The 23,823-nt window shown below is 63.4% G+C and carries 19 protein-coding genes; 6 read left to right on the forward strand and 13 right to left on the reverse strand.

Annotated features, from left to right (window positions below):
- Nucleotides 1-9: 9 nt before the first annotated feature.
- Nucleotides 10-603 (reverse strand): aminodeoxychorismate/anthranilate synthase component II, encoded by a 594-nt coding sequence (locus tag IMX18_RS22250; RefSeq protein WP_015268734.1) that lies wholly within the window; start codon nt 601-603, stop codon nt 10-12.
- Nucleotides 604-971: 368 nt separating this feature from the next.
- Between IMX18_RS22250 and estP the strand changes: the two genes are divergently transcribed.
- A complete protein-coding gene (gene estP, locus IMX18_RS22255; protein ID WP_015268733.1) occupies nt 972-2,852 on the forward strand; it encodes an esterase EstP in 1,881 nt (626 codons plus the stop codon).
- A gap of 32 nt (nt 2,853-2,884) precedes the next feature.
- On the opposite strand, the gene trpE is transcribed toward estP, so the two are convergent.
- The 9 genes from trpE to IMX18_RS22300 form a co-directional block, all read right to left on the reverse strand.
- A complete protein-coding gene (gene trpE / locus IMX18_RS22260; protein ID WP_013970606.1) occupies nt 2,885-4,366 on the reverse strand; it encodes an anthranilate synthase component I in 1,482 nt (493 codons plus the stop codon).
- Between the two features lie 69 nt (nt 4,367-4,435).
- The gene (locus IMX18_RS22265; protein ID WP_013970605.1) at nt 4,436-5,254 is read right to left on the reverse strand and encodes a phosphoglycolate phosphatase; all 819 of its coding nucleotides are present in this window, start codon (nt 5,252-5,254) and stop codon (nt 4,436-4,438) included.
- Nucleotides 5,251-5,925, reverse strand: a complete 675-nt coding sequence (gene rpe, locus IMX18_RS22270) for a ribulose-phosphate 3-epimerase (protein ID WP_003260678.1) — start codon at nt 5,923-5,925, stop codon at nt 5,251-5,253. The genes IMX18_RS22265 and rpe overlap by 4 nt, the downstream gene beginning before the upstream one ends.
- 218 nt (nt 5,926-6,143) lie before the next feature.
- Nucleotides 6,144-6,971, reverse strand: coding sequence for an ABC transporter permease (locus tag IMX18_RS22275; RefSeq protein ID WP_015268731.1), 828 nt, complete (start codon nt 6,969-6,971; stop codon nt 6,144-6,146).
- 11 nt (nt 6,972-6,982) lie between these two features.
- Nucleotides 6,983-8,230, reverse strand: coding sequence for an ABC transporter permease (locus IMX18_RS22280; protein WP_013970602.1), 1,248 nt, complete (start codon nt 8,228-8,230; stop codon nt 6,983-6,985).
- Between the two features lie 154 nt (nt 8,231-8,384).
- Complete coding sequence (locus IMX18_RS22285; RefSeq protein ID WP_015268730.1) at nt 8,385-9,419, reverse strand: ABC transporter substrate-binding protein; 1,035 nt, start codon at nt 9,417-9,419, stop codon at nt 8,385-8,387.
- Between the two features lie 40 nt (nt 9,420-9,459).
- A complete protein-coding gene (locus IMX18_RS22290; RefSeq protein WP_012270208.1) occupies nt 9,460-10,584 on the reverse strand; it encodes an ABC transporter ATP-binding protein in 1,125 nt (374 codons plus the stop codon).
- Nucleotides 10,585-10,877: 293 nt separating this feature from the next.
- The gene (locus IMX18_RS22295) at nt 10,878-11,510 is read right to left on the reverse strand and encodes a response regulator (protein ID WP_169774891.1); all 633 of its coding nucleotides are present in this window, start codon (nt 11,508-11,510) and stop codon (nt 10,878-10,880) included.
- A 7-nt stretch (nt 11,511-11,517) separates the two neighbouring features.
- Complete coding sequence (locus tag IMX18_RS22300) at nt 11,518-13,905, reverse strand: PAS domain-containing sensor histidine kinase (protein WP_100413372.1); 2,388 nt, start codon at nt 13,903-13,905, stop codon at nt 11,518-11,520.
- 94 nt (nt 13,906-13,999) lie between these two features.
- Here IMX18_RS22300 and IMX18_RS22305 point away from each other — a divergent pair, with 94 nt between their 5' ends.
- Entirely contained in the window at nt 14,000-14,998 is a 999-nt protein-coding gene (locus tag IMX18_RS22305; RefSeq protein WP_054573709.1) for an alpha/beta hydrolase family protein, read from the forward strand.
- Nucleotides 14,999-15,106: 108 nt separating this feature from the next.
- On the opposite strand, the gene IMX18_RS22310 is transcribed toward IMX18_RS22305, so the two are convergent.
- The 3 genes from IMX18_RS22310 to IMX18_RS22320 are packed head-to-tail and all read right to left on the reverse strand — an operon-like array spanning nt 15,107 to nt 17,563.
- A complete protein-coding gene (locus IMX18_RS22310; RefSeq protein ID WP_015268726.1) occupies nt 15,107-15,874 on the reverse strand; it encodes a TerB family tellurite resistance protein in 768 nt (255 codons plus the stop codon).
- Between the two features lies 1 nt (nt 15,875).
- Nucleotides 15,876-16,547, reverse strand: coding sequence for an N-acetylmuramate alpha-1-phosphate uridylyltransferase MurU (gene murU, locus IMX18_RS22315; protein WP_015268725.1), 672 nt, complete (start codon nt 16,545-16,547; stop codon nt 15,876-15,878).
- Complete coding sequence (locus IMX18_RS22320) at nt 16,544-17,563, reverse strand: aminoglycoside phosphotransferase family protein (RefSeq protein WP_015268724.1); 1,020 nt, start codon at nt 17,561-17,563, stop codon at nt 16,544-16,546. The genes murU and IMX18_RS22320 overlap by 4 nt, the downstream gene beginning before the upstream one ends.
- A 130-nt stretch (nt 17,564-17,693) precedes the next feature.
- Here IMX18_RS22320 and IMX18_RS22325 point away from each other — a divergent pair, with 130 nt between their 5' ends.
- Genes IMX18_RS22325 through rsmA form a run of 4 tightly spaced genes read left to right on the forward strand, consistent with a single transcriptional unit; the run spans nt 17,694 to nt 23,578 of the window.
- Nucleotides 17,694-20,495 (forward strand): LPS-assembly protein LptD, encoded by a 2,802-nt coding sequence (locus tag IMX18_RS22325; protein ID WP_015268723.1) that lies wholly within the window; start codon nt 17,694-17,696, stop codon nt 20,493-20,495.
- Nucleotides 20,476-21,795: a peptidylprolyl isomerase gene (locus IMX18_RS22330; protein ID WP_054573706.1), complete on the forward strand. Its 1,320-nt coding sequence runs from the start codon at nt 20,476-20,478 to the stop codon at nt 21,793-21,795. Before IMX18_RS22325 ends, IMX18_RS22330 begins: the two co-directional genes overlap by 20 nt.
- A complete protein-coding gene (pdxA, locus tag IMX18_RS22335) occupies nt 21,792-22,781 on the forward strand; it encodes a 4-hydroxythreonine-4-phosphate dehydrogenase PdxA (protein WP_137137866.1) in 990 nt (329 codons plus the stop codon). The genes IMX18_RS22330 and pdxA overlap by 4 nt, the downstream gene beginning before the upstream one ends.
- A complete protein-coding gene (rsmA, locus tag IMX18_RS22340) occupies nt 22,778-23,578 on the forward strand; it encodes a 16S rRNA (adenine(1518)-N(6)/adenine(1519)-N(6))-dimethyltransferase RsmA (RefSeq protein WP_100413376.1) in 801 nt (266 codons plus the stop codon). The genes pdxA and rsmA overlap by 4 nt, the downstream gene beginning before the upstream one ends.
- Nucleotides 23,579-23,823 lie beyond the last annotated feature (245 nt).

Here is a 23,823-nt window from a genome sequence, read left to right on the forward strand (position 1 = left end):
GTTCGATCCTTAGCGGCGGCCGCCGGTCTGCTTGAGGAAGTTGGCGAACAGTTCGTGGCCCTGTTCGGTCAGGATCGACTCGGGGTGGAACTGCACCCCTTCGATATTCAGCGTCTTGTGGCGCAAGCCCATGATCTCGTCGACCGAGCCGTCAGCATGGGCGGTCCAGGCGGTCACTTCCAGGCAGTCGGGCAAGGTTTCGCGCTTTACCACCAGCGAGTGGTAACGGGTAACGGTCAACGGGTTGTTGAGGCCGGCGAACACGCCCAGGTCACGGTGATGTACCGGGCTGGTCTTGCCGTGCATCACCTGGCGGGCACGTACCACATCACCACCAAAGGCCTGGCCGATGGACTGGTGGCCCAGGCATACGCCAAGGATCGGCAGCTTGCCGGCAAAGTGCAGGATGGCCTCGATGGACACGCCCGCCTCGCTCGGCGTGCACGGGCCTGGAGATACGACGATGCGCTCGGGATTGAGGGCTTCGATCTGGGCAATGGTCATTTCGTCATTGCGAATGACCTTTACATCGGCACCCAGCTCGCCAAGGTACTGAACGACGTTGTAAGTGAATGAGTCGTAATTGTCGATCATCAGTAACATCGGGTTAAACCTCTTGAATCTACTGACTTCAAAATTCGAACCTTCCTGCTTCTGCCAAAGGCGCAGCTTGGCCATTCAGGGGCGGTAGTCAGGAAGGCAAACGGGGGCGGGCCGGACGGGCCGGCAGGGGATAAAGTCAGGCGCGCCAACGCCAACGGGCGTGGGCCTTGATAACGCGCATCAAGAGTTTGCTGACGATCAACACAGGATAGGTCTCGCTCATACGTTCCGGCACAGTAGCCTACCGGGGCGGCGGGCGCAATATGCCCGTAAACACGGGGAAACGAATGGACTTGGGAGGGATGCACTGCGATTTGCTAAGGTCGATGGGGTTGTCCTGATAAAAACAAAGAAAAGGATGTTCCCTGATGCGAAAAGCACCGTTATTGCGCTTTACCCTCGCCTCATTGACGTTAGCCTGCAGCCAGGCCTTCGCGACACCCTCGCCCTACTCCAGCATGATCGTGTTTGGTGACAGCCTCAGCGACGCCGGGCAGTTTGGCGGGGTGCGCTTCACCAACCGCGATGCCAATGGCAATTATGCGCCAGTGTCACCGATGATCCTGGGCGGGCGGCTCGGTGTGAGCCCGACCGAGCTTGGCCCTTCCACCTCACCGGTCAATCCGGTGCTGGGCCTTCCCGACGGCAACAACTGGGCAGTCGGTGGCTACACCACCCAGCAGATCCTGGACTCGATAACCAGTACCTCCGAAACCGTCATCCCGCCAGGGCGACCCGGCGCCGGGCTGGTACTGCGTGATAAACCGGGCTACCTGGCCAACGGCCTGCGCGCCGACCCCAACGCGTTGTATTACCTGACTGGCGGCGGCAATGACTTCCTGCAAGGCCTGGTCAACAGCCCGACCGATGCCGTGGCCGCCGGCGCCCGCCTGGCCGCCAGCGCCCAGGCCCTGCAGCAAGGCGGCGCCCGCTACATCATGGTCTGGCTGCTGCCCGACCTCGGGCAAACACCGAACTTCAGCGGTACGCCGCAACAAAACCCACTGTCGCGGCTATCCGGCGCGTTCAACCAGTCGCTGCTCAGCCAACTGGGGCAGATCGATGCCGAAATCATTCCGCTGAACATCCCTGTGCTGCTGAGCGAAGCGCTGGCCAGCCCCGAGCAGTTCGGCCTGGCCAGCGGCCAGAATCTGGTCGGCACCTGCTACAGCGGCGAAGGCTGTGTGGGAAATCCCGTGTATGGCATCAACGGCGCCACGCCAGACCCGACCAAGCTGCTGTTCAACGACTCGGTGCACCCGACCATTGCCGGCCAGCAACTGATTGCCGACTACGCCTATTCGATCATCGCCGCCCCCTGGGAACTGACCTTGCTCCCGGAAATGGCCCACGCCAGCCTACGCGCTCACCAGGACGAACTGCGCAACCAGTGGCAGACACCCTGGCAGGCAGTTGGCCAGTGGCAGGCCTTCGTTGCCACCGGCGCACAGGACCTGGACATCGACGGCCAGCGCAGCGCGGCCAGCGGCGACGGCCGCGGCTACAACCTGACTCTGGGCGGCAGCTACCGCCTGAACGATGCATGGCGCCTGGGCCTGGCCGGAGGCGTGTACCGGCAGAAGCTGGAAGCCGGCGCACAGGACTCGGACTACAAGCTGGACAGCTACCTTGCCAGCGCCTTCGCCCAATACCGCCAGGACCGCTGGTGGGCCGACGCGGCGCTGACCGCCGGGCACCTGGACTACAGCGACCTCAAGCGCACCTTCGCCCTTGGCGTGAACGACCGCAGCGAAAAGGGCGACACCAATGGCGAGGCCTGGGCGATGTCGGGGCGACTGGGCTACAACCTGGCAGCCGAGAGCAGCAGCTGGCAGCTGGCGCCGTTCATCAGCGCCGACTATGCGCGAGTGAAGGTGGATGGCTATGACGAGAAGACCGGGCGCTCGACGGCGCTGGGTTTCGATGACCAGGAACGTACATCACGCCGTTTGGGCGTGGGGTTGCTGGGTAGCGTGCAGGTGCTGCCAGGTACTCGGCTGTTCGCCGAGGTGGCGCAGGAGCACGAGTTCGAGGATGACCAGCAGGATGTGACGATGCACCTGACCAGCCTGCCGGCGAACGATTTCACCCTGACAGGGTATACGCCGCACAGCGACCTGACCCGGGCGAGCCTGGGGGTGAGCCATGAAGTGGTGGCGGGGGTGCATTTGCGCGGCAACTACAACTGGCGCAAGAGTGATGAATTGACGCAGCAGGGAGTGAGCTTGGGCATCAGCGTCGACTTTTGAATTGATGGGGCCGCTTTGCGGCCCCGATCAACTTATTTGGCGGAAGTCTGCTCAGCCAACGCCACCGCGCGGAACATCGCTCGGCGCTTGTTGATGGTCTCTTCCCATTCCAGCGCCGGCACCGAGTCGGCAACGATGCCACCCCCGGCCTGCACATGCAGCTCACCGTCCTTGATTACCGCGGTACGGATGGCAATGGCGGTATCCATGTTGCCGTTCCATGCGAAGTAACCGACGGCACCACCGTAAACCCCACGTTTGACCGGCTCCAGCTCGTCGATGATTTCCATCGCACGAATTTTCGGCGCACCCGACAGCGTACCGGCCGGCAGTATCGCCCGCAGTGCGTCCATCGCCGTCAGCCCTTCGCGCAGCTGGCCAGTGACGTTGGACACAATGTGCATCACGTTGGAGTAACGCTCGATCACCATCTTCTCGGTCAGGCGCACGCTGCCGGTCGAGGACACGCGCCCGACGTCGTTACGGCCCAGGTCGATGAGCATCAGGTGCTCGGCAATTTCCTTGTCGTCCGACAGCAGGTCGTCTTCCAGCGCGCGGTCGGCCTCTTCGGTAGCACCACGCGGGCGGGTGCCGGCAATCGGGCGTACGGTGACCAGGTTGTCCTCGACGCGTACCAGCACCTCGGGCGAGCTGCCGACCACATGGAAGTCGCCAAAGTTGAAGAAGTACATGTACGGCGTCGGGTTGAAGCAGCGCAGCGCGCGGTACAGGTCGATAGGCGCCGCCTTGAAGTCGATCGACATGCGCTGCGACGGCACCACCTGCATGCAGTCACCAGCCAGGATGTATTCCTTGATGCGGCCGACGGCGTTCTCGTAATCCTCGCGGGTATAGCTGGAGCGGAATTCCGGCTCGGCAGCCTGCGGGCCACTCAGGTCCAGGCCACGGCGTGGAGTGATCGGCTGACGCAGGGTTTCAAGCAGGCCTTGCAGGCGTGCCTGGCCCTGTTCGAAAGCCTGCTCTTCCGCCGGGTCGACCAGCACGATCGCGTGCATCTTGCCCGCCAGGTTGTCGAACACCACCACCGCATCGGACACCATCAGCAGGATATCCGGCACACCCAGCGGGTCCGGGTTGGGGCTGGCGCCCAGGCGCTTTTCCACATAGCGCACGCAGTCGTAGCCGAAGTAGCCGACCAGGCCGCCGTTGAAGCGCGGCAGGCCAGGGATATCGGCGACCTTGTAACGGTCCTTGAAGGTTTCGACGAAGGCCAGCGGGTCTTCGACATCGTGGCTTTCCACCTCCACGCCATCCTGCAGGATGCTGACGTGGTAACCGTGCACACGCATCACGGTGCGCGACGGCAGGCCGATCATCGAGTAACGGCCCCATTTCTCGCCGCCCTGCACCGATTCGAGCAGGTACGAGTTGGGCTGGTCGGCCAGTTTCAGATAGATCGACAACGGCGTGTCGAAGTCGGCCAGGGTTTCGCAGGCCAGGGGAATGCGGTTGTAGCCGGCAGCGGCCAGGCGCAGGAATTCTTCGCGGGTCATGGGTAGCCTCGTGGCAAGCAGCAATAGGTCAGGCAAACGGACGGGCCGGCACGCGCCGGCAGGCTGAAGTCAGGCGCGCCAACGCCAACGGGCCAAGGCCTTGATGACTTTCATCCAGAATTTGCCGGTAACCGCCACGGTGGACTCTCTGTCTTGTGAGGCTTGAAGGTCCGCCAACGTTATCCCAGTGGCCGGGTCTGCGCAACCGGGCAGCAATGCACGCAGGTCGTCGATCACCAGACTGGGGGATTCGTCGTGGATCGGCCGGCCATGGTTGTAGCCGTAGGTCAGGCCGACGCACTGCACGCCAGCCGCCTTGGCCGCCAGCACGTCACTGCGTGAATCGCCGACAAACAGCGACTGCTGCGGGGTGACACCGGCCATCTGCATGACGAACAGCAACGCCGCAGGGTCGGGCTTTTTCTGCGGCAGAGTGTCGCCACCGATGATCCAGCGGAAGTAGTTGCCGATCTTCATCTGGTCCAGCAGCGGGCCAACGAAGCGCTCGGGCTTGTTGGTGATCAGAGCCATCTCCACGCCCTGCTTGCGCAGCCAGCGCAGGGTGTCCTGCACACCGGGGTAGACCACGGTCAGTTCGTGGCTTTCGGCATAGGCGTCCATGAACAGCGCCAGCGCCTGGTCGGCCAGCGCATCTTCCACGGCAGCGTGGTCGATGCCGCCGGCCAGCGCCCGGCGCACCAGCACCTGGGCACCGTTGCCCACCCAGTGGCGCACCGCCTCCAGGCCGGCAGGCGGGCGCCCCAGTTCGAGCAGCATGCGGTCCACGGCGGCGGCCAGGTCTGGCACGGAATCGATCAGGGTACCGTCCAGATCGAACATCACCAGCCTGGGCAGCGTCCCGGGGAACAGCTGCTCGAAGCCGCTCATGGGCGGGCCTGAGCCAGTTCGGCGCGCATCCTGGCGATTACTTCCTGGTAATCCGGGGCGTTGAAGATCGCCGAGCCGGCCACGAAAGTGTCGGCGCCAGCGGCAGCGATTTCGCGGATGTTGTTGACGTTGACGCCACCGTCGATTTCCAGGCGGATATCACGGCCGCTGGCGTCGATCAGCGCACGCGCCTCGCGCAGCTTGTCGAGGGTGCCAGGGATGAACTTCTGCCCGCCAAAGCCCGGGTTGACGCTCATCAGCAGCACCATGTCGATCTTGTCCATCACATACTTCAAGGCATCCAGGCTGGTGGCCGGGTTGAACACCAGACCGGCCTTGCAACCACCGTCCTTGATCAACTGCAGAGAACGGTCGATGTGCTGCGAGGCTTCCGGGTGGAAGGTGATGTAGGTGGCACCAGCTTCGATGAAGTCGCCGATGATGCGGTCGACCGGGCTGACCATCAGGTGCACGTCGATCGGGGCGGTGACGCCGTACTTGCGCAAAGCGGTGCAGACCATCGGACCGATGGTCAGGTTGGGGACGTAGTGGTTGTCCATCACATCGAAGTGGACGATGTCGGCACCCGCGGCCAATACCTTGTCGACGTCCTCGCCCAGACGGGCGAAATCGGCGGAGAGAATGGAGGGGGCAATAGCGTAGGGCTGCATGGCGCACCTGTTGGCAGAATCACGGTGGCGCGCATTGTAACCCAGGGAAGCGGATGAAGGCTGATTAGCATCAACCTGTACCGGCCTCTTCGCGTCTGTAGGAGCAGCCTTGTGCTGCGAAGAGGCCGGTAGGGCCGAAGAATAGCTTTTGTCTTACCGGCCTCTTCGCAGCACAAGGCTGCTCCTACAAGGGTAATGCGCAGGCCTTGAGCTACTAATCAAGTCGGCTGCTGGGTCCTCAGCTTCTCGCTACGCCCACGCAACCATTCCAGGGTCAGCAGCAACACTACCGAGAAGGCAATCAGCAAGGTCGCCGCCGCGGCAATGGTCGGGCTCAGGTTCTCGCGAATACCACTGAACATCTGTCGCGGCAGGGTCGCCTGCTCCGGCCCGGCCAGGAAAAGGGTCACCACTACTTCGTCAAACGACGTGGCAAAGGCGAACAACGCCCCCGAAATCACCCCGGGCGCGATCAACGGCAGGGTTACCCGGCGGAAAGTCAGCAGTGGCGAGGCGCCCAGGCTGGCTGCCGCACGCACCAGGTTGTAGTTGAAGCCCTGCAAGGTCGCCGACACGGTAATGATCACGAACGGCACGCCGAGTACCGCATGCACCAGAATCAGCGAGGTGAAGCTGTTGCCCATGCCCAGCGGGGCGAAGAACAGGTAGCTGGCCACACCGATGATCACCACCGGCACCACCATCGGCGAAATCACCAGCGCCATCACCAGCGACTTGCCCGGGAAGTCGCCACGGGTCAGGCCGATGGCCGCCAGGGTGCCGAACACCATGGCCAGCACCGTGGCTGCCGGGGCGACGATGATGCTGTTCTTCAAGGCCCGCATCCACTCGGCCGAACCGAAGAAGTCCTGGTACCACTGCAGCGAGAAGCCCTGCAGCGGGTACACCAGGAAGCTGCCACTGTTGAACGACAGCGGCACTATCACCAGGACCGGCAGTATGAGGAACAGCAGGATCAAGCCGCAAAGAATGCGCAGGCTGTAGAACCACACCCGCTCCACGGGCGACATGTAAGGGCTCAGCATGACAAGGCTCCTCAGCTCAGGCGCAGGCGGCTGGCGCCGACCAGCCAGCTATAGATCAGGTACAACAGCACGGTCGCCAGCAGCAACAGCCCGCCAAGCGCGGTGGCCATGCCCCAGTTGATGCTGGTGTTGGTGTAGAAGGCCACGAAGTAGCTGACCATCTGGTCATTCGGGCTGCCCAGCAGTGCCGGGGTGATGTAGTAGCCGATGGCCAGAATGAACACCAGCAGGCAACCAGCGCCAACCCCGGCGTAGGTCTGCGGGAAGTAGACCCGCCAGAAACTGGCGAACGGGTGGCAGCCCAGCGAGATCGCCGCACGCATGTAGCTCGGCGAAATGCCCTTCATCACGCTGTACAGCGGCAGGATCATGAAAGGCAACAGGATGTGCACCATCGAGATGTACACGCCGGTGCGGTTGAACACCAGTTCCAGCGGCTGGTCGATGATGCCCATGGCCATCAGCGCGCTGTTGATCAGGCCGCCCGACTGCAGCAGCACGATCCACGCCGCCACCCGCACCAGGATCGAGGTCCAGAACGGCAGCAGCACCAGAATCATCAGCAGGTTGCTCTGCCGGGTCGGCAGGTTGGCCAGCAGGTACGCCAGCGGGTAGGCCAGCACCAGGCAGATTGCGGTAATCACCACACCCATCCACAGGGTGCGGGCGAAGATGTCCAGGTAAATGGCCTGGTCCGGGGTGGCCTTGGCCAGTTCGCCAAGGTCATCGATACGGTGGTCGAGCGAAGCCAGCAGGTAGAAAGAGGTGACCGTACTGGTGTTGCGGCGGATTGCCTGCCAGTAGGCCGGGTCGCCCCAACGCTCGTCGAGAGCCTGCAAGGCATCTTTATACGAAGCGGGTTCGCTCTTGAACGGCAGCGCCCGCGCGGTCTTTGCCAACAGGCTGCGGTAACCGGCGAGCTCCATGTTCAGGCGCTTGGAAAGGTCGCCCAAGGTCTGGTTCTTGCGCGATTCGGCCAAATCCTGGCTCAACGCCTTGTAAACGTCCTCGCCCGGCAGGCTCTTGCCATCCCACTGGGTGATGACGCCAACGGTGCGCGGCAAGCCGCCAACCACTTCCGGGTTGCCGACGCTCTTGTACAGCAGCGCCGCAATAGGCACCAGGAACACCAGCAGGAGAAACAGCGCCAGCGGCGCGATCAACGCCTGCGCCTTCCAGCGGTTGACCCGCTCGGCATGCTTGAGGCGCTGCTTGAGACTTGGACCTGCGCCTTCTTTGAGGGGCACTGCAATGGCCATGGCGAACTCCGCGATACGAACTGAAAATGGGGCTGCTGCGCAGCCCATCGCAGGCAAGCCAGCTCCTACAGATACTGCGCTGGCTCTAGAGCGGCCCCCTGTGGGAGCTGGCTTGCCGGCGATGGGCCGCAAAGCGGCCCCCTACACTGGTCGTTTACTTCTTCGCCGCCCAGGCGTTGAAGCGCTGCTCCAGCTGCTCGCTGTTGTCGGCCCAGAAGGCCACATCGATCTGCACCTGGTTGGCGATGTTTTCAGGCGTGGTCGGCATGTCCTTCTTCACAGCGTCCGACAGCAGGCTCACGGCCTTGGAATTGGCCGGGCCGTAGGCGATGTTCTCGGAGTAGGTCTTCTGCTGCTCTGGCTGCACGCTGAAGGCGATGAATTTCTTCGCTTCCTCGACATCCTTGGCACCTTTCGGGATGGCCCAGGCATCGAAGTCGTAGATGCCGCCGTTCCACACCACCTTCAGGTTGCTCTCTTTCTGCACCGCAGCGATGCGGCCGTTGTAGGCAGAGCTCATGACCACGTCACCCGAGGCCAGGTACTGCGGCGGCTGGGCGCCGGCTTCCCACCACTGGATGCTTGGCTTGAGTTCGTCGAGCTTCTTGAAGGCGCGGTCCACGCCCTCTTTGGTGCCCAGCACCTGGTACACATCCTTCGGCGCCACACCGTCGGCCATCAGGGCGAATTCCAGGGTGTACTTGGCGCCCTTGCGCAGGCCGCGCTTACCCGGGAATTTCTTGGTATCCCAGAAATCGGCCCAGCTGGTCGGTGCGGTCTTCAGCTTGTCGGCGTTGTAGGCCAGCACCGTGGACCATACGAAGAAGCCAACACCACATGGCTGAATGGCACCCGGCACATAGTCGGCCTCATTACCGAACAGGGCCGGGTCGAGTTCTTCGAACATGCCCTCGTCACAGCCACGGGCCAACTCTGGCGACTCCACTTCCACCAGGTTCCACGACACGCTCTTGGTGTCGACCATGGCTTTGACCTTGGCCATCTCGCCGTTGTACTCGCCTGCGATGATCTTGCCCTTGCCGGCCTTCTCCCACGGTTCGTAGAACGCCTTCACCTGGGCCGCCTTGTTGGCACCACCAAACGAGACAACAGTCAGGTCTGCGGCCATGGCCTGGCCAGCGGCGAACAGCCCCAGGGCCAGGGCGGTCAGTTTCAACTGCTTGCGCATTATTATTCTCTCCACAGTACAGGGTTGGTGAAGCAATCCATCAATGGGCTTCGGCAATCGGATCGAGCGCGCGGGCGTGCTCCACCTCCCAGCCCAGCGGTACCACATCGCCCACGGCCAGGGCCGGGTCGAGCTCGGCAATCGGCTGTTTCACGAAGAAATCGCCCTTGCCGCAAACTTCCAGGCGCACCCGCACGTGGTCGCCCAGGTAAATGAATTCCGCCACCCGGCCCGAGAAACGGTTAACACAGCTTTCGCTGTGGCCATTCAGGCGCACGCGCTCCGGGCGGATCGACAGGGTCACCGGCTCGCCGGCCTGGCCGACATTCACCGCCAGCGCCTCGACCCGCTCGCCACGCGGCAACTGCACCTGGCAGCGCTTGCCATCACTGGCCAGCAAGGTGCCGTTGATGCGGTTGTTCTCGCCGATGAAGTTGGCGACGAAGGTGTTGCAGGGTTCTTCGTACAGCGTGCGCGGGTCGGCGATTTGCTGGATTTCGCCCTGATGGAACACGGCCACCCGGTCGGACATGGTCAGCGCTTCGCCCTGGTCGTGGGTCACGTACACCACGGTCACGCCCAGGCGCTGGTGGATGTGCTTGATCTCCATCTGCATGTGCTCGCGCAGCTGCTTGTCCAGCGCGCCCAGCGGTTCGTCCATCAGAACCAGCTGCGGCTCGAACACCAGTGCCCGGGCCAGGGCCACACGCTGCTGCTGGCCGCCGGACAGCTGGCCGGGGTAGCGTTTGGCGAAGGCATCGAGCTGGACCATGTTCAGCACCCGCTTTACCCGCTCGCTGATGTCGGTCTTGCTCAGGTTGCGCACGGTCAGCGGGAACGCCAGGTTCTCGGCCACGGTCATGTGCGGGAACAGCGCGTAGTTCTGGAACACCATGCCGATGTCGCGTTTGTGCGGCGGCACGTTGTTGATCGAACGCCCGGCCAGCTGGATTTCACCGGCGGTGGGGGTTTCGAAGCCAGCCAGCATCATCAGGCTGGTGGTCTTGCCCGAGCCGGACGGGCCAAGCAGGGTAAGGAACTCGCCCTTGCGAATATCCAGATTGAGGTCTTTGACGATCAGCGACTCGCCGTCGTAGCTCTTCTGCACACCACGGAAGCTGACCAGCGTTTCGCTGGTTGCAGCGTTCGACTTCGCCTCGCTCATGCCTGCACCTTCTTGTTGGATGACTGCGTAGGCATAGACTAGACAAGCGGCAAGCACCGGAAAATCGGGGGTGCTGAGAGAATGCCATCATCCGGATGGAAGATTTGTTGTAGGGATTCCCCTACAAAGATGGCGGGTTTGGAATACTTCTCTCAGCCCTCCGGCGCACCCCTGTGGCGGGTTTACCCGCGAAGAGGCTAGCCCAGGCAGCGCAGATGGCAGGTCAGGCCCTTTCGCGGGTAAAACCGCTCCCACAGGGATTCGCTACAGGACCTAGGAAGCGCATGTCGCAATCAGACCAGCTTGTGCTCCATCGCGTACTTCACCAGCTCAGCCAGCGAATTCACTTTCAGCTTCTGCATCAGGCGCGCCTTGTGGGTGCTGATGGTCTTGCTCGACAGCGCCAGCTGCTGGGCGATGTCGTTGACGTTGGCGCCCTGGGCCAGGCGTTCGAACACCGAAAACTCTCGCTCCGACAGCAGGGTGTGCAACGGCCGCGACTCGGTCAGGCCCACCTCGAAGACCATGCGGTCGGCCAGCGCCGGGTCGATATAGCGCCCGCCAGCGGCAACCCGGCGAATCGCCGTCAGCAACAGCGCCGGGTCGCTGTCCTTGGTGGCATAGCCCGCCGCTCCGGCCTTCAGCGCCCGCGCCGCCATCTGCGCTTCATCGTGCATCGACAGCATCAGGATCGCCGGGGCGTCCTGCAACGCGCGGATTCGCGGAATCGCTTCCAGGCCATTCACGCCCGGCATCGAGATATCCAGCAGTACCACCTCGCACGGGGTGTGGCGCAAGGTTTCCAGCAACTGCTCGCCGTTACCGGCTTCCCCCGCCACCTGCATGTCCTTGGCCAGGCCAATCAACTGCTTGATGCCCTCACGGACAATGGTGTGGTCTTCGGCCACCAGCACTCGAATCACGATCGCTCTCCTACTCCAACGGTATGGCCACGCTCAGGCTGGTGCCTTCGCCCGGTTCACTGTCCAGCGCCATGCTGCCGCCCAGCATCAGCACCCGCTCACGTACCCCTACCAGGCCGAACGAGGTGGGCCGAGGCTGGTCGCGGCAAAAGCCCTGGCCGTCATCGCTGACGGTCATGCGCAATTGCCCGTGCTCACGCACCAGTTCGATCTCCACGCTATGGGCCTGGGCATGGCGCATCACGTTGGTCAGCGCCTCTTGGAGGATACGGAACAGCCCGATGGCCTTGGCATCGCTCAATGCTGGCAGATTATCCGGTACTTGCACCAGGCAGGGGATTTGCGTGCGTGCTTCAAAGCGCCGCGCCTGCCATTCAATGGCCGAGGCGATGCCGGCATCGAGAATCGGAGGACGCAAGGCAGTGGCTACGTCGCGCACCAGCTGGAACAGCTGGGCGATCAGGCGCTTCATGCTGGCCAGCCGCTCGTTCAGCCCCGGGTCCAGCTCGGCGAAGGCCAGCTCGCACATCGACACTTCCAGCTTGAGCACGGTCAGCATCTGCCCCAGTTCATCGTGCACTTCTCGGGCGATGCGGGCTTTTTCTTCCTCACGCACGCTTTCCAGGTGGGCCGACAGTTCGCGCAGCTGCTCCTGGGACCTGGCCAGCGCCAGCTCGGCCCGCTTGCCCTGCGTGATGTCCCAAACCACACCGTCCCATACCACCCGGCCGTTACCCAGGCGCCGGGTACTGGCTTTGATGTCGGCCCAGCGCTGTTCACCCTGGCGGGTGAGGATGCGCCCCTGCCAGGACCAGTCCTGGTCGCTGGCCAAGGCCAGGTCCTGCACCCGGTGGTAATCGGCACGGTCCTCAGGGTGCACCAGGTTGCGCAGGCCCATCTGCGGGTCCTGGATCTCACTGGGCGAATAGCCCACCAAGGCCTCGCTGCCTTCGCTGATGTAGGGGAATTCCAGGTCGCCCTCGGCCGGGTCGCGCTCCAGGCGGAACACCAGCCCCGGCACGTTGCCGGCAATGCCCTTGAGCCGCGCCTCGCTTTCGCGCAGGGCCGCCAGGGCGCGGTAGCGCTCGGTGACATCGGCGAGGTACACAACCAGGTACTCGGAGTCACGAAAGCGCAGAAAACTCAGCGACAGCTCGACCGGCAACAGGCTGCGGTCAGCCCGGCGGCACTGCGTCTCGAACTGACCAACACCGCCCGCCCCGGTACGTGCGCCCTTCCACAGCTCCAGCCAGCGATCCATGGTCAGGCTGGGTTCAAAGTCGCTCAGCGGCCGCTCCAGCAGTGCGCCTTCGCCGTAGCCCAGCATGCGCTCGGCGGCATGGTTGGCGTAGCGTACGTGGCTGTCCCAGTTGACCCAGAGGATGCCCACCGTGCTCTGGTCGATGGCAAACTGACTCAGGCGCAACGCTTCTTCGCGCACTTGCCGCTCCACAAGACTTTCGCGCGTGGCCAACAGGCTGCGCTCCAGCTGGCGCTGTTGCCGACGCTGCCACACCAGGGTGGCCAGCGCGCACAACAGCAGCAAGCCGAACAGCAGTGCCAGGTTCTTCCAGAATCCTGTCGACTCGCTCAAGCGTGGGTACTTTGGCTGCAGCCAACGCTGGTGCAGTTGCTCAAGTTCCTTGGCCGGCAGCGCCTGCAGGCCACGCTCCAGCACATCAGCCAGCAGCGGCCAGTCGCGCCGCGAACCGATGCGCAACAGTTGCGGCAGGCCGATATCGCCGACCACAGCCAGCTCGCCAAACTCGCTTTCGCGCGACAGGCGGCTGAGCTGAGCTTCATCCAGCACGGCGAAACTGGCCTGGCCGCCCACCACCAATTGCAGGGCCTCGCGCTCGTTGGGTACCCCTTGCAGGTTGAGGTTGCTGTAGTTACCGCGCAGGTAGTCCGCCAGCTGGCTGGGCATGCGCACCGCCACCCGCTGCTCGGCTCCGAGCGTTTCCAGTTCCACGGCCATCGTCCCGGTGCGCGGCCCCACCACCAGTTGCGGCACGCGCATGTAAGGGTCGCTGAACAGCCACAGACGCAGGCTGGCAGGGGTCTGGGTAAGCCCCGGGGCAAAGTCGATTTCGCCGGCCTGGAGGGCATGTTCGAGGCTGGCCTGGTCGGCGAAGTTGCGCCAGGTAAGGTCCAGCCGCAGCGCCTGCGCCAGGCTGCTCACCAGTTCCACGTTGGCACCGTACAGTTGCTGCAGGCGCCGGTCGAACTGAGCGTAGGGCGCCTGCAACACCAGGCCGACACGCAGGCTACGATGTGTATCCAGCCATTGCTGCTGGGCAGGTTCCAGGGCAACCGTGGGCACCGCTTCGGGCCTTGCCAATGCAATCAAGGGCAGCCAAAAGCAGCCGATAACCAACAGGCGACGCACTCGCTTCATCTACACGCTCGTCTTGGCAAAGCGGCCATGCAGCATGGCCGTCACGGGCAAATACCATTAGGCTGCCGGTATCATTCTGGCCCCGGGTTGACTCATGTCCACACTTTATCGCACGACGCTGGCAATGTGCTGCCTGGCCTCGATCCTTCCACTCGGCGCCCTGGCCGCCGATGCCGAAAAACCATCCACCACCACCGAGGCACCCGTTGCCCAAGCTCCTCGCCCGCCGCTGCTGGAACGCAGCCAGGAGGATGCCCAGGCACTTGAACGGCTGGTGCCCAAGGCCGAACAGCAGACCCTTCAGGCCGGTGCCGACAGCTTCCTGGCCTTGTGGAAACCAGCCAACGACAGCGATCCACAGGGCGCGGTCATCATCGTCCCGGGGGCTGGCGAAACGGCTGACTGGCCGAATGCGGTCGGCCCGCTGCGGCAGAAGTTCCCCGATATCGGCTGGCACAGCCTCAGCATCAGCCTGCCTGACCTGCTCGCCGACAGCCCGCAGGCGCGAGTCGAGGCCAAGCCGGCTACCGAGCCGGAGCCAGACAAGGGCGAAAGCGCCCCGGCCAAGGACATGCCGGCCGATGCCAATGCTAACGTCGCCCAGGCTACCGCAGCCGATGCCGACACCGCAGAGAGCACTGACGCCAAACAGGCCAGCGAACAAACCGACCCAGCCGATGCCGAGCGCATTTTCGCCCGCCTGGATGCTGCGGTGGCCTTTGCCCAGCAGCACAACGCCCGCAGCATCGTGCTGATCGGCCATGGCAGCGGCGCATATTGGGCGGCCCGCTATCTGAGCGAGAGGCAGCCACCACAGGTGCAGAAACTGGTAATGGTTGCCGCGCAGACACCAGCACGGGTGGAGCATGACCTGGAAAGCCTGGCGCCAACCTTGAAAGTGCCGACTGCCGACATCTACTACGCCACCCGCAGCAGTGACCGCAATGCAGCCGCACAGCGCCTGCAGGCCAGCAAGCGGCAGAAGGACAACAAGTACCGGCAGTTGTCGCTGATTGCCATGCCGGGGAACAAGGCGGCCGAGCAGGAGCAACTGTTCCGCCGGGTGCGGGGGTGGATGAGTCCGCAGGGGTAAGGTTTGCCATGATGGCCCTGTCGCCGGCACTCCAGCTCCCACAGGTACACCACAGTGTTCAGGGTCAGTGCAATACCTGTGGGAGCTGGCTTGCCCGCGATAGGGCCATCAAAGCCCGCGCCGCTTGCGGATCATGGCATAAGCCTGATGCAGCTCCCGGGTCCGCTCGGTTGCTTCACGCACCTGCGACTCACTGGCACCAGTACCCGCCAGCTTGTCCGGGTGGTGCCGGCTGACCAGCCGACGATACGCCTGCTTGACCTTGTCGCCATCGGTATCCGCCTCGACCGCCAGCAAGCGCAACGCCGCCGCATAGGTCATGGCGACCCCTTCCGGCCCCGCCGCCTTGCGTGGTTCGTACTCCAGCGACATGGCCTGCACCTGCCGCCGGCTCAGGCCCAGTTTCTGCCCCCAGTCCAGCAGCAGTTCACGCTCCTTGTTGCCCATCTTGCCGTCGGCCCAGACCATGCGCCAACAGGCACGCAGGGTACCTTCGGCCGCATGCGGCTGCTGGCGAATGCGCCGCAGGTGCCCACCCAGCCGGTCCTTGCCCGCCTTGCCGCGGTTGAACGCAGCAATCGCACGCAGCCGAGCCTCTTCGGCCAGGTCCAGGCGCACCATCTCCTGGCGCGCCTGCTGAATATGCTGCTCGCCCACCCGGCCATCGCACTTGGCCAGGCGCCCGAGCATCACGAACAGCAATTCGTCGTCCTGCAACGCCGGGCGCCCACCCAGGCGTTCACGCATGTCCTCCCAGCCTTGCAAACGCAGGCGACGGTCCATGGCCTGCCCGAGCAACGCCCCGAGCAAGGCCCCGGGGATGCTGGCAACGGCAAAGCCGGCACCGACACCAATCACCGTGCTTGGCCACCACATGTCAGGCACGCTCGCGGATCAGGCGCTCGGCCTCGGCCAAGCGTTCGAGCGTACCGACATCAACCCAGTGCCCACGGTAGTGCTCGCCACTGACCTGGCCCGCAGCCATGGCCTGACGCAGCAACGGCGCCAGCTTGAAGGCGCCAGGCTGGCAGCCTTCGAACAGCGCCGGGTGCAGCACCGAAAGGCCACTGAAGGTCAGCGTGCCAGGCGCATCATCACCATCGACCACCCGCTCACCCACCAGGCGGAAGTCGCCGCGGCCGTGATGGCCTGGGTTGTCGACCAGCACTAGGTGAGCCAGGCCTTGCAGGGGAGCCTGCAGGCGCGCGAAGTCGTAGTCGGTCCAGACATCGCCGTTCACCAACAGGAACGGCGCGTCACCCAGCAATGGCAGGGCCTTGAAGATGCCACCGCCGGTTTCCAGCGGCTCTCCTTCGGGCGAATAGCGGATGCTCAGGCCGAAACGGCTGCCGTCACCCAGGTGGTCCTCGATCTGCTGGCCGAGCCAGGCATGGTTGATCACCACCTCGGTGACGCCCGCCGCAGCCAGGGCCCGCAGGTGGTACTCGATCAATGGCTGGCCGGCGACCGGGACCAGCGGTTTGGGGGTGTGCAGGGTGAGCGGGCGCATGCGCTCGCCTTTGCCCGCTGCCAGGATCATTGCCTTCATGCACGCGCTCCGGCCTGCAACTCGGCAATCAGCTCACCCAGCTCCGCCAATTCGGGCCGGCGGCTGATCACTTCTTCTATATAGGCGAAGAAGCGCGGTACGTCGCCCAGGTAACGGGGTTTGCCGTCACGGTGGCAGATACGGGCGAAAATACCGATCACCTTCAGGTGGCGCTGTACACCCATCAGGTCGCTGGCACGCTGGAACGCCTCGAAATCGGCCTGCACCGGGATGCCGGCAGCCTGCGCCTTCTGCCAGTAGTCGCGCAGCCAGCCTTCGACCCGCGCCTGCGGCCAGCTGAGGAACGCGTCCTTGAACAGGCAGGTGATGTCGTAGGTGACCGGGCCATACACGGCATCCTGGAAGTCCAGCACGCCGGGGTTGGGCGTGCTCTGCATGAGGTTGCGCGGCATGTAGTCTCGGTGCACCAGCACCTTGGGCTGGGCCAGTGCGCTGTCGATCAGCAGCTGGCTGATTCGTTGCCAGGTGGATTTCTGGGCATCGCTGAAGGCCAGGCCAAGCTCACGACCCACGTACCACTCCGGGAACAACTCAACTTCACGGCGCAACAGCGCATCGTCGTAGCTGGGCAACGGCGCGTCCATCGGCAGGCGCTGAAACGCCAGCAGTGCGTCGATGGCATCGGCGAACAGGCCGTCGGCGTTGTCCGCATCAATGATATCAAGGTATGTCTGGTGGCCCAGGTCACCCAACAGCAGGAAACCACGTTCCAGGTCCTGGGCATGGATCAGCGGCACGTGCACGTCGGCGCTGGCCAGCAGGTGGTCGATGGCGACGAACGGTCGGCAGTTTTCCTGTGGAGGTGGTGCATCCATGATCACGAAGCTGTGGCCGGCACCCTGCCAGCGGAAATAACGGCGGAAGCTGGCGTCGCTGCTGGCCGCGGTCAAGCTGCCTGCAGGCACGTCGCCCCAGGCATTTTTCCGGAAAAGATCATTGAGCTGCTCATCGAGCCAGACCGTCAGTTGTTGCAGGCGTACATCGTGTTCAGGCATTACAAGGGTCTCCGACGGCCCTAGCCGTCAAGCGGGTCATGCTTTATTATCCAGCATCTTTTTCAGACCATCGAGAGGCGTGCGGCCCCACACGCGGGCAGATGGCACGCAGGAAGCCCGGACTAATAAGATGGCATTGAAATCCCCCGCGTTTCGTAGAAAGTTTCCGTTGCTGGTAACCGGCGGTCTGCTGGCCCTGCAACCTCTGGCCACGTCTTACGTGGTGGCAGCCGAACAGTTCGACTGCCAAGTGTCCGCCTCCGGTGGTTGGGACTGCAAGCCCAAGACCCCAACCAACAACCTGCCGCCGCGCCCGGTGCACGAGGGTGCTGCCGTCAGCACCGGCACCGAAGCCGCGAGCGAAGGCGAAACCGCGGACCGGCCGATGCTGGTCACCGAGGCCAAGGGCCGTGGCCTGAAGTCGCGTAGCGAAGACTACAGCCACCTGGACTGGGTTCCGCGTGAAAAGCTCACTGCCGCACAGTTGGCCGAAACCGGCCCGTACTGCGGAGGCGCCTACATCGAGCCAACCCGCCCTGGCATGGCCGACACCACGCCGAAGGACGAGTCGCCGACCTACATCAACGCCAAGGTATCCAAGTACCAGCAAGAGCAGCAGATCGCTACCCTCGCCGGTGACGTGGTGATGCGCCAGGGCAGCATGCAGGCCGAGGCCGACGAGGCCAACCTCTACCAGACCGAAAACCGTGGCGAGCTCAAGGGCAACGTCAAGATCCGTGACAACGGTTCTCTGGTGGTCGGTGACGAGGCACAGATCCAGCTCGACACGGGCGAGGCCCAGGTCGACAACGCCGAATACGTGATGCACAAGTCGCACATCCGCGGCAGTGCCCTGTACGCCAAGCGTGGCGAGAACGCCATCATCCGCCTCAAGGACGGTACGTACACCACCTGCGAACCGGGCAGCAACGCCTGGCAGCTGAAGGGCAACAACATCACCCTGAACCCGGCCACCGGTTTCGGTACCGCGACCAACGTTACGCTGCGGGTCAAGGATTTCCCGGTGTTCTACACACCGTACATCTACTTCCCGATCGACGACCGTCGCCAGTCCGGCTTCCTGCCGCCATCGTTCAGCAGCACCAGCGATACCGGCTTCATGCTGGTCACGCCGTACTACTTCAACCTGGCGCCGAACTACGATGCCACGTTGTATCCGCGCTACATGACCAAGCGCGGCCTGCTGATGGAAGGCGAGTTCCGCTACCTGACGCCTTCCAGCGAAGGCCAGTTCGGTGGCGCGTACCTCAACGACAAGAACGACGACCGTAAAGACCAGACTGACTACAAAGAGCAGCGCTGGATGGTCAACTGGCAGCACAAGGGCGGCTTGGACGAGCGCCTGATGGCTGAAGTGGACTACACCGACATCAGCGATCCGTTCTACTTCCAGGACCTGGAATCCGACCAGATCGGTATTGAAACCCAGGACTTGCTGAACCAGCAGGGTGCACTGACCTACCGTGGTGACAGCTACACCGCACGGTTGAATGTGCATGCCTACGAAATGGCGACCATCTCGAAGATCACCCCGTATGATCGCCTGCCGCAGATTACCTTCAATGGCAAGCTGCCGTACGAGCCAGGTGGGCTCAATATTGCTTACGAAACCGAGGCAGTCCGTTTCGATCGTGACCTGAAAGACGACTTCGTATTGAACGAAGATGGCCTTCCCGACACTTCGGCGGGTGCGCCTGGTCGCCGCCTGGACCAGAACGTCAGCGGCATCGCCCGCGCCAACGGCAACCGTTTCAACGTCGCACCATCGATCAGCCTGCCGATGGAAGCCAGCTACGGCTTCCTGACCCCCAAGCTGAAATATGCGTATACCCACTACGATCTGGACTTGGACAGCCAGGGTAAAACCCAGGCTATCGCGCAATCGGCCAACCCAGCGTATGGCAGCTACAACAGCTCGCTGAACCGCGACGTACCGATCTTCAGCGTGGACAGCGGCCTGTACTTCGACCGCAAAACTTCGCTGTTCGGCACCAACTACAAGCAAACCCTCGAACCGCGTATGTACTACCTCTACGTCCCGTACAAGGACCAGAAGGACATCCCGCTGTTCGACTCGGGTGAAACCCTGTTCAGCTACGATTCGCTATTCCGCGACAACCGCTTCAGCGGCACCGACCGCATCGGTGACGAGAACAAGCTGTCGCTGGGCGTGACCACCCGCTGGATCGAAGAAAACGGTTTCGAACGCCAGAACTTCAGCATCGGTCAGGCTTTCTATTTCAAGGACCGCAAAGTTCAGCTCCCTGGTATCGATTACCGTACCCGCAGCGACTCGCAGTCCGATGTGTCGCCATACGCGTTGGTGTACAACTACTACTTCAACCGCGACTGGCGCTTCAATTCGGACTTCAACTGGGACCCGGACAGCCGCAGCACCCGCTCGGGCAGCGCGATGTTCCATTACCAGCCTGAAGACAACCCGAACAAAGTGGTCAACCTCGGTTATCGCTACCGTAACGACACCATCTCCTACGACTCCACGACCGGTACCTGGAAAGTGGGCGGTGGCGACTACGGCGTCCCAGGCAGCGAGAACTACATCAAGGACTACTACAAGATCCAGCAGCATGACTTCTCGGTCATCTGGCCGATCGTTCCGCAGTGGAGCGTCATCGCTCGCTGGCAGCATGACTACAACCGCAATCGCACCCTGGAAGCCATGGGCGGTTTCGAGTACGACAACTGCTGCTGGAAGCTGCGTCTGATCAACCGTTACTGGATCGACTACGACGACTTCAGCCAAGCCCTCCCGGCGAACGAAAAAGGCGACCACGGCATCTTCCTTCAGATCGTCCTGAAAGGCCTCGGTGGTGTAGTCGGCAACAAGGTCGAATCTTTCCTCGACCAAGGCATTCAAGGTTATCGTGAACGTGAAGACCAAGCTTATTGATCGACTGCGCCCGGCGTTGCTGGGCGTTGCATTGCTGAGTGGCGCGGTGCATGCCGCGGTGCAACCTCTTGATCGCGTGGTGGCCATCGTCGACAACGACGTGGTCATGCAAAGCCAGCTGGACCAGCGTGTCCGCGAGGTCCAGCAAACCATCGCCAAGCGTGGCGGCGGCATGCCGCCTGCCGGTGCGCTGGATCAGCAGGTGCTGGAACGCCTGATCGTCGAGAACCTGCAGTTGCAGATCGGCGAGCGTTCCGGCATCCGCATCACCGACGAAGAGCTGAACCAGGCCATGGGCACCATTGCCCAGCGCAATGGTATGTCGCTGGACCAGTTCCGCGCCGCCCTGGCTCGTGACGGCATGTCGTTCGACGACGCCCGCGAGCAGGTCAAGCGCGAGATGATCATCAGCCGCGTGCGCCAGCGCCGCGTGGCCGAGCGTATCCAGGTCTCCGAGCAGGAAGTGAAGAACTTCCTCAACTCCGACCTTGGCAAGATGCAGATGTCGGAAGAGTACCGCCTGGCCAACATCCTGATCCCGACCCCGGAAGCGGCCAATTCGGAAGCCATCCAGGCCGCCGCGCGCCAGGTTGGCGATGTGTACCAGCAGCTCAAGCAGGGCGCGGACTTCGCCCAGATGGCCATTGCCCGCTCCGCCAGCGAAAACGCCCTGGAAGGTGGCGAGATGGGCTGGCGTAAAGCCGGCCAGCTGCCACCAGACTTCGCCAAGATGCTCAGCAGCATGCCGGTTGGCGAAATTACCCAGCCCATCCGCATCCCCAACGGCTTCATCATCCTCAAACTCGAGGAGAAGCGCGGTGGCAGCGAGAACGTGCTGCGTGACGAAGTGCACGTTCGCCACATCCTGATCAAGCCGAGCGAGATCCGCAGCGAGGCGGCCACCGAGCAACTCGCCGAGCGCCTGTACGAGCGCATCAAGAACGGTGAAGACTTCGGTGAGCTGGCCAAGAGCTTCTCGGAAGACCCGGGTTCGGCGCTCAACGGCGGCGACCTCAACTGGGTTGACCCGAACAGCCTGGTACCGGAGTTCCGCGAGCAGATGGCCAACGCCGCCCAAGGCGAGGTCACCCGTCCGTTCAAGACCCAGTACGGCTGGCATGTCCTGGAAGTGCTGGGCCGTCGCGCCACCGACAGCACCGAACAGGCTCGTGAGCAACAGGCCATGAACGTACTGCGCAACCGCAAGTACGACGAAGAGCTGCAGACCTGGCTGCGCCAGATCCGCGACGAGGCCTACGTTGAAATCAAGCTGCCTGGCGCTGACCAGGCCGCCCAGTGAAGCCCCTGCGCTTCGCCGTCACCCCCGGCGAGCCGGCCGGCATAGGCCCTGACCTGTGCCTGCTGCTCGCCGCAGACGCCCAGCCCCACCCCCTGATCGCCATCACCAGCCGTGACCTGCTCGCCGAGCGGGCCACGCAGCTGGGGCTGGCCGTCAACCTGCTGCCGGTAGCGCCGGGCCTATGGCCCGAGCAGCCGGCGCCAGCGGGTAGCCTGTACGTCTGGGATACCCCCCTGGCGGCCCCGGTAGTGCCGGGCCAGCTCGACAAGGCCAATGCCGCGTTTGTGTTGGAAACCCTGACCCGTGCCGGGCAAGGCTGCCTGGAAGGGCATTTCGCCGGGATGATCACCGCCCCTGTACACAAGGGCGTAATCAACGAAAGCGGTATCGCCTTCTCCGGGCATACCGAATTCCTTGCCGAGCTGACCCACACCGCACAAGTGGTGATGATGCTGGCCACCCGTGGCCTGCGCGTGGCCCTGGTGACCACGCACCTGCCGCTGCGCGACATTGCCGACGCCATCACTGCCGAGCGCGTCGAGCGTGTAACCCGTATCCTGCATGCCGACATGCGCGACAAGTTCGGCATTGCCAACCCGCGCATCCTAGTGTGCGGCCTCAACCCACACGCGGGCGAGGGCGGCCACCTGGGCCGCGAAGAAATCGACATCATCGAGCCGACCCTGGCCCGCCTGCGCACCGAAGGCATGGACCTGCGCGGGCCGCTGCCGGCCGATACCCTGTTTACCCCCAAATATCTGGAGCACTGCGACGCGGTGCTGGCGATGTACCACGACCAGGGCCTGCCCGTACTCAAGTACAAAGGCTTCGGCGCTGCGGTCAACGTGACCCTGGGCCTGCCGATCATCCGCACGTCGGTCGACCACGGCACCGCCCTCGACCTGGTCGGTACCGGCAAGGTCGACACCGGCAGCCTGCGCGTCGCGCTGGAAACCGCCTACCAGATGGCCGAGAACCGACCATGAACGAGCAATACCAACACCGGGCGCGCAAGCGCTTCGGCCAGAACTTCCTGCACGACGCCGGCATCATCGACCGCATCCTGCGTGCCATCAACGCCAAGGCCGGCGAACATCTGCTGGAAATCGGCCCCGGCCAGGGCGCCCTGACCGAAGGCCTGCTGGGCAGCGGGGCACAACTGGACGTGGTGGAACTGGACAAGGACCTGGTGCCGATCCTGCAGCACAAGTTCGCCGACCGCAGCAATTTCCGCCTGCACCAGGGCGACGCCTTGAAGTTCGACTTCAACCAGCTAGGCGTGCCACCGCGCAGCCTCAAGGTGGTGGGCAACCTGCCCTACAACATTTCCACCCCACTGATCTTCCACCTGCTCAGCCATGCCGGGTTGATCCGCGACATGCACTTCATGCTGCAGAAGGAAGTGGTCGAGCGCATGGCCGCCGGCCCTGGCGGTGGTGACTGGGGGCGTCTGTCGATAATGGTGCAGTACCACTGCCGGGTCGAGCACCTGTTCAACGTTGGCCCGGGCGCCTTCAACCCGCCGCCGAAAGTGGACTCGGCCATCGTCCGCCTGGTGCCGCACGAAGTGCTGCCACACCCGGCCAAGGACGCAAAGCTGCTGGAGCAGGTGGTACGCGAAGCCTTCAACCAGCGTCGCAAGACCCTGCGCAACACCATGAAAGGCCTGCTCGACAGCACGGCCATCGAAGCTGCCGGCGTGGATGGCAGCCTGCGCCCTGAACAGCTGGACCTGGCCGCCTTCGTGCGCCTGGCTGACCAGTTGGCCGATCAGCAAGCCTGATATCGCCTGTACCGGCCTCTTCGCGGGCAAACCCGCTCCCACAGGTACTGCACAGCCCTCAAAATCTGCGTAGTACCTTGTAGGAGCAGCCTTGTGCTGCGAAGAAGGATTTTCTTCGACAGTAATGGCCTCTTCGCAGCACAAGGCTGCTCCTACAGGTCCTGTGCATACCTTGAAACCCATGCTCTCCAGGTAGGAGCGGGTTTACCCGCGAAAGGGCCGGGACAGACAACACAAACCCCCAA

Origin of the sequence: Pseudomonas shirazica (assembly GCF_015168335.1) — a bacterium.
Classification (GTDB): Bacteria; Pseudomonadota; Gammaproteobacteria; order Pseudomonadales; family Pseudomonadaceae; genus Aquipseudomonas; species Aquipseudomonas asiatica.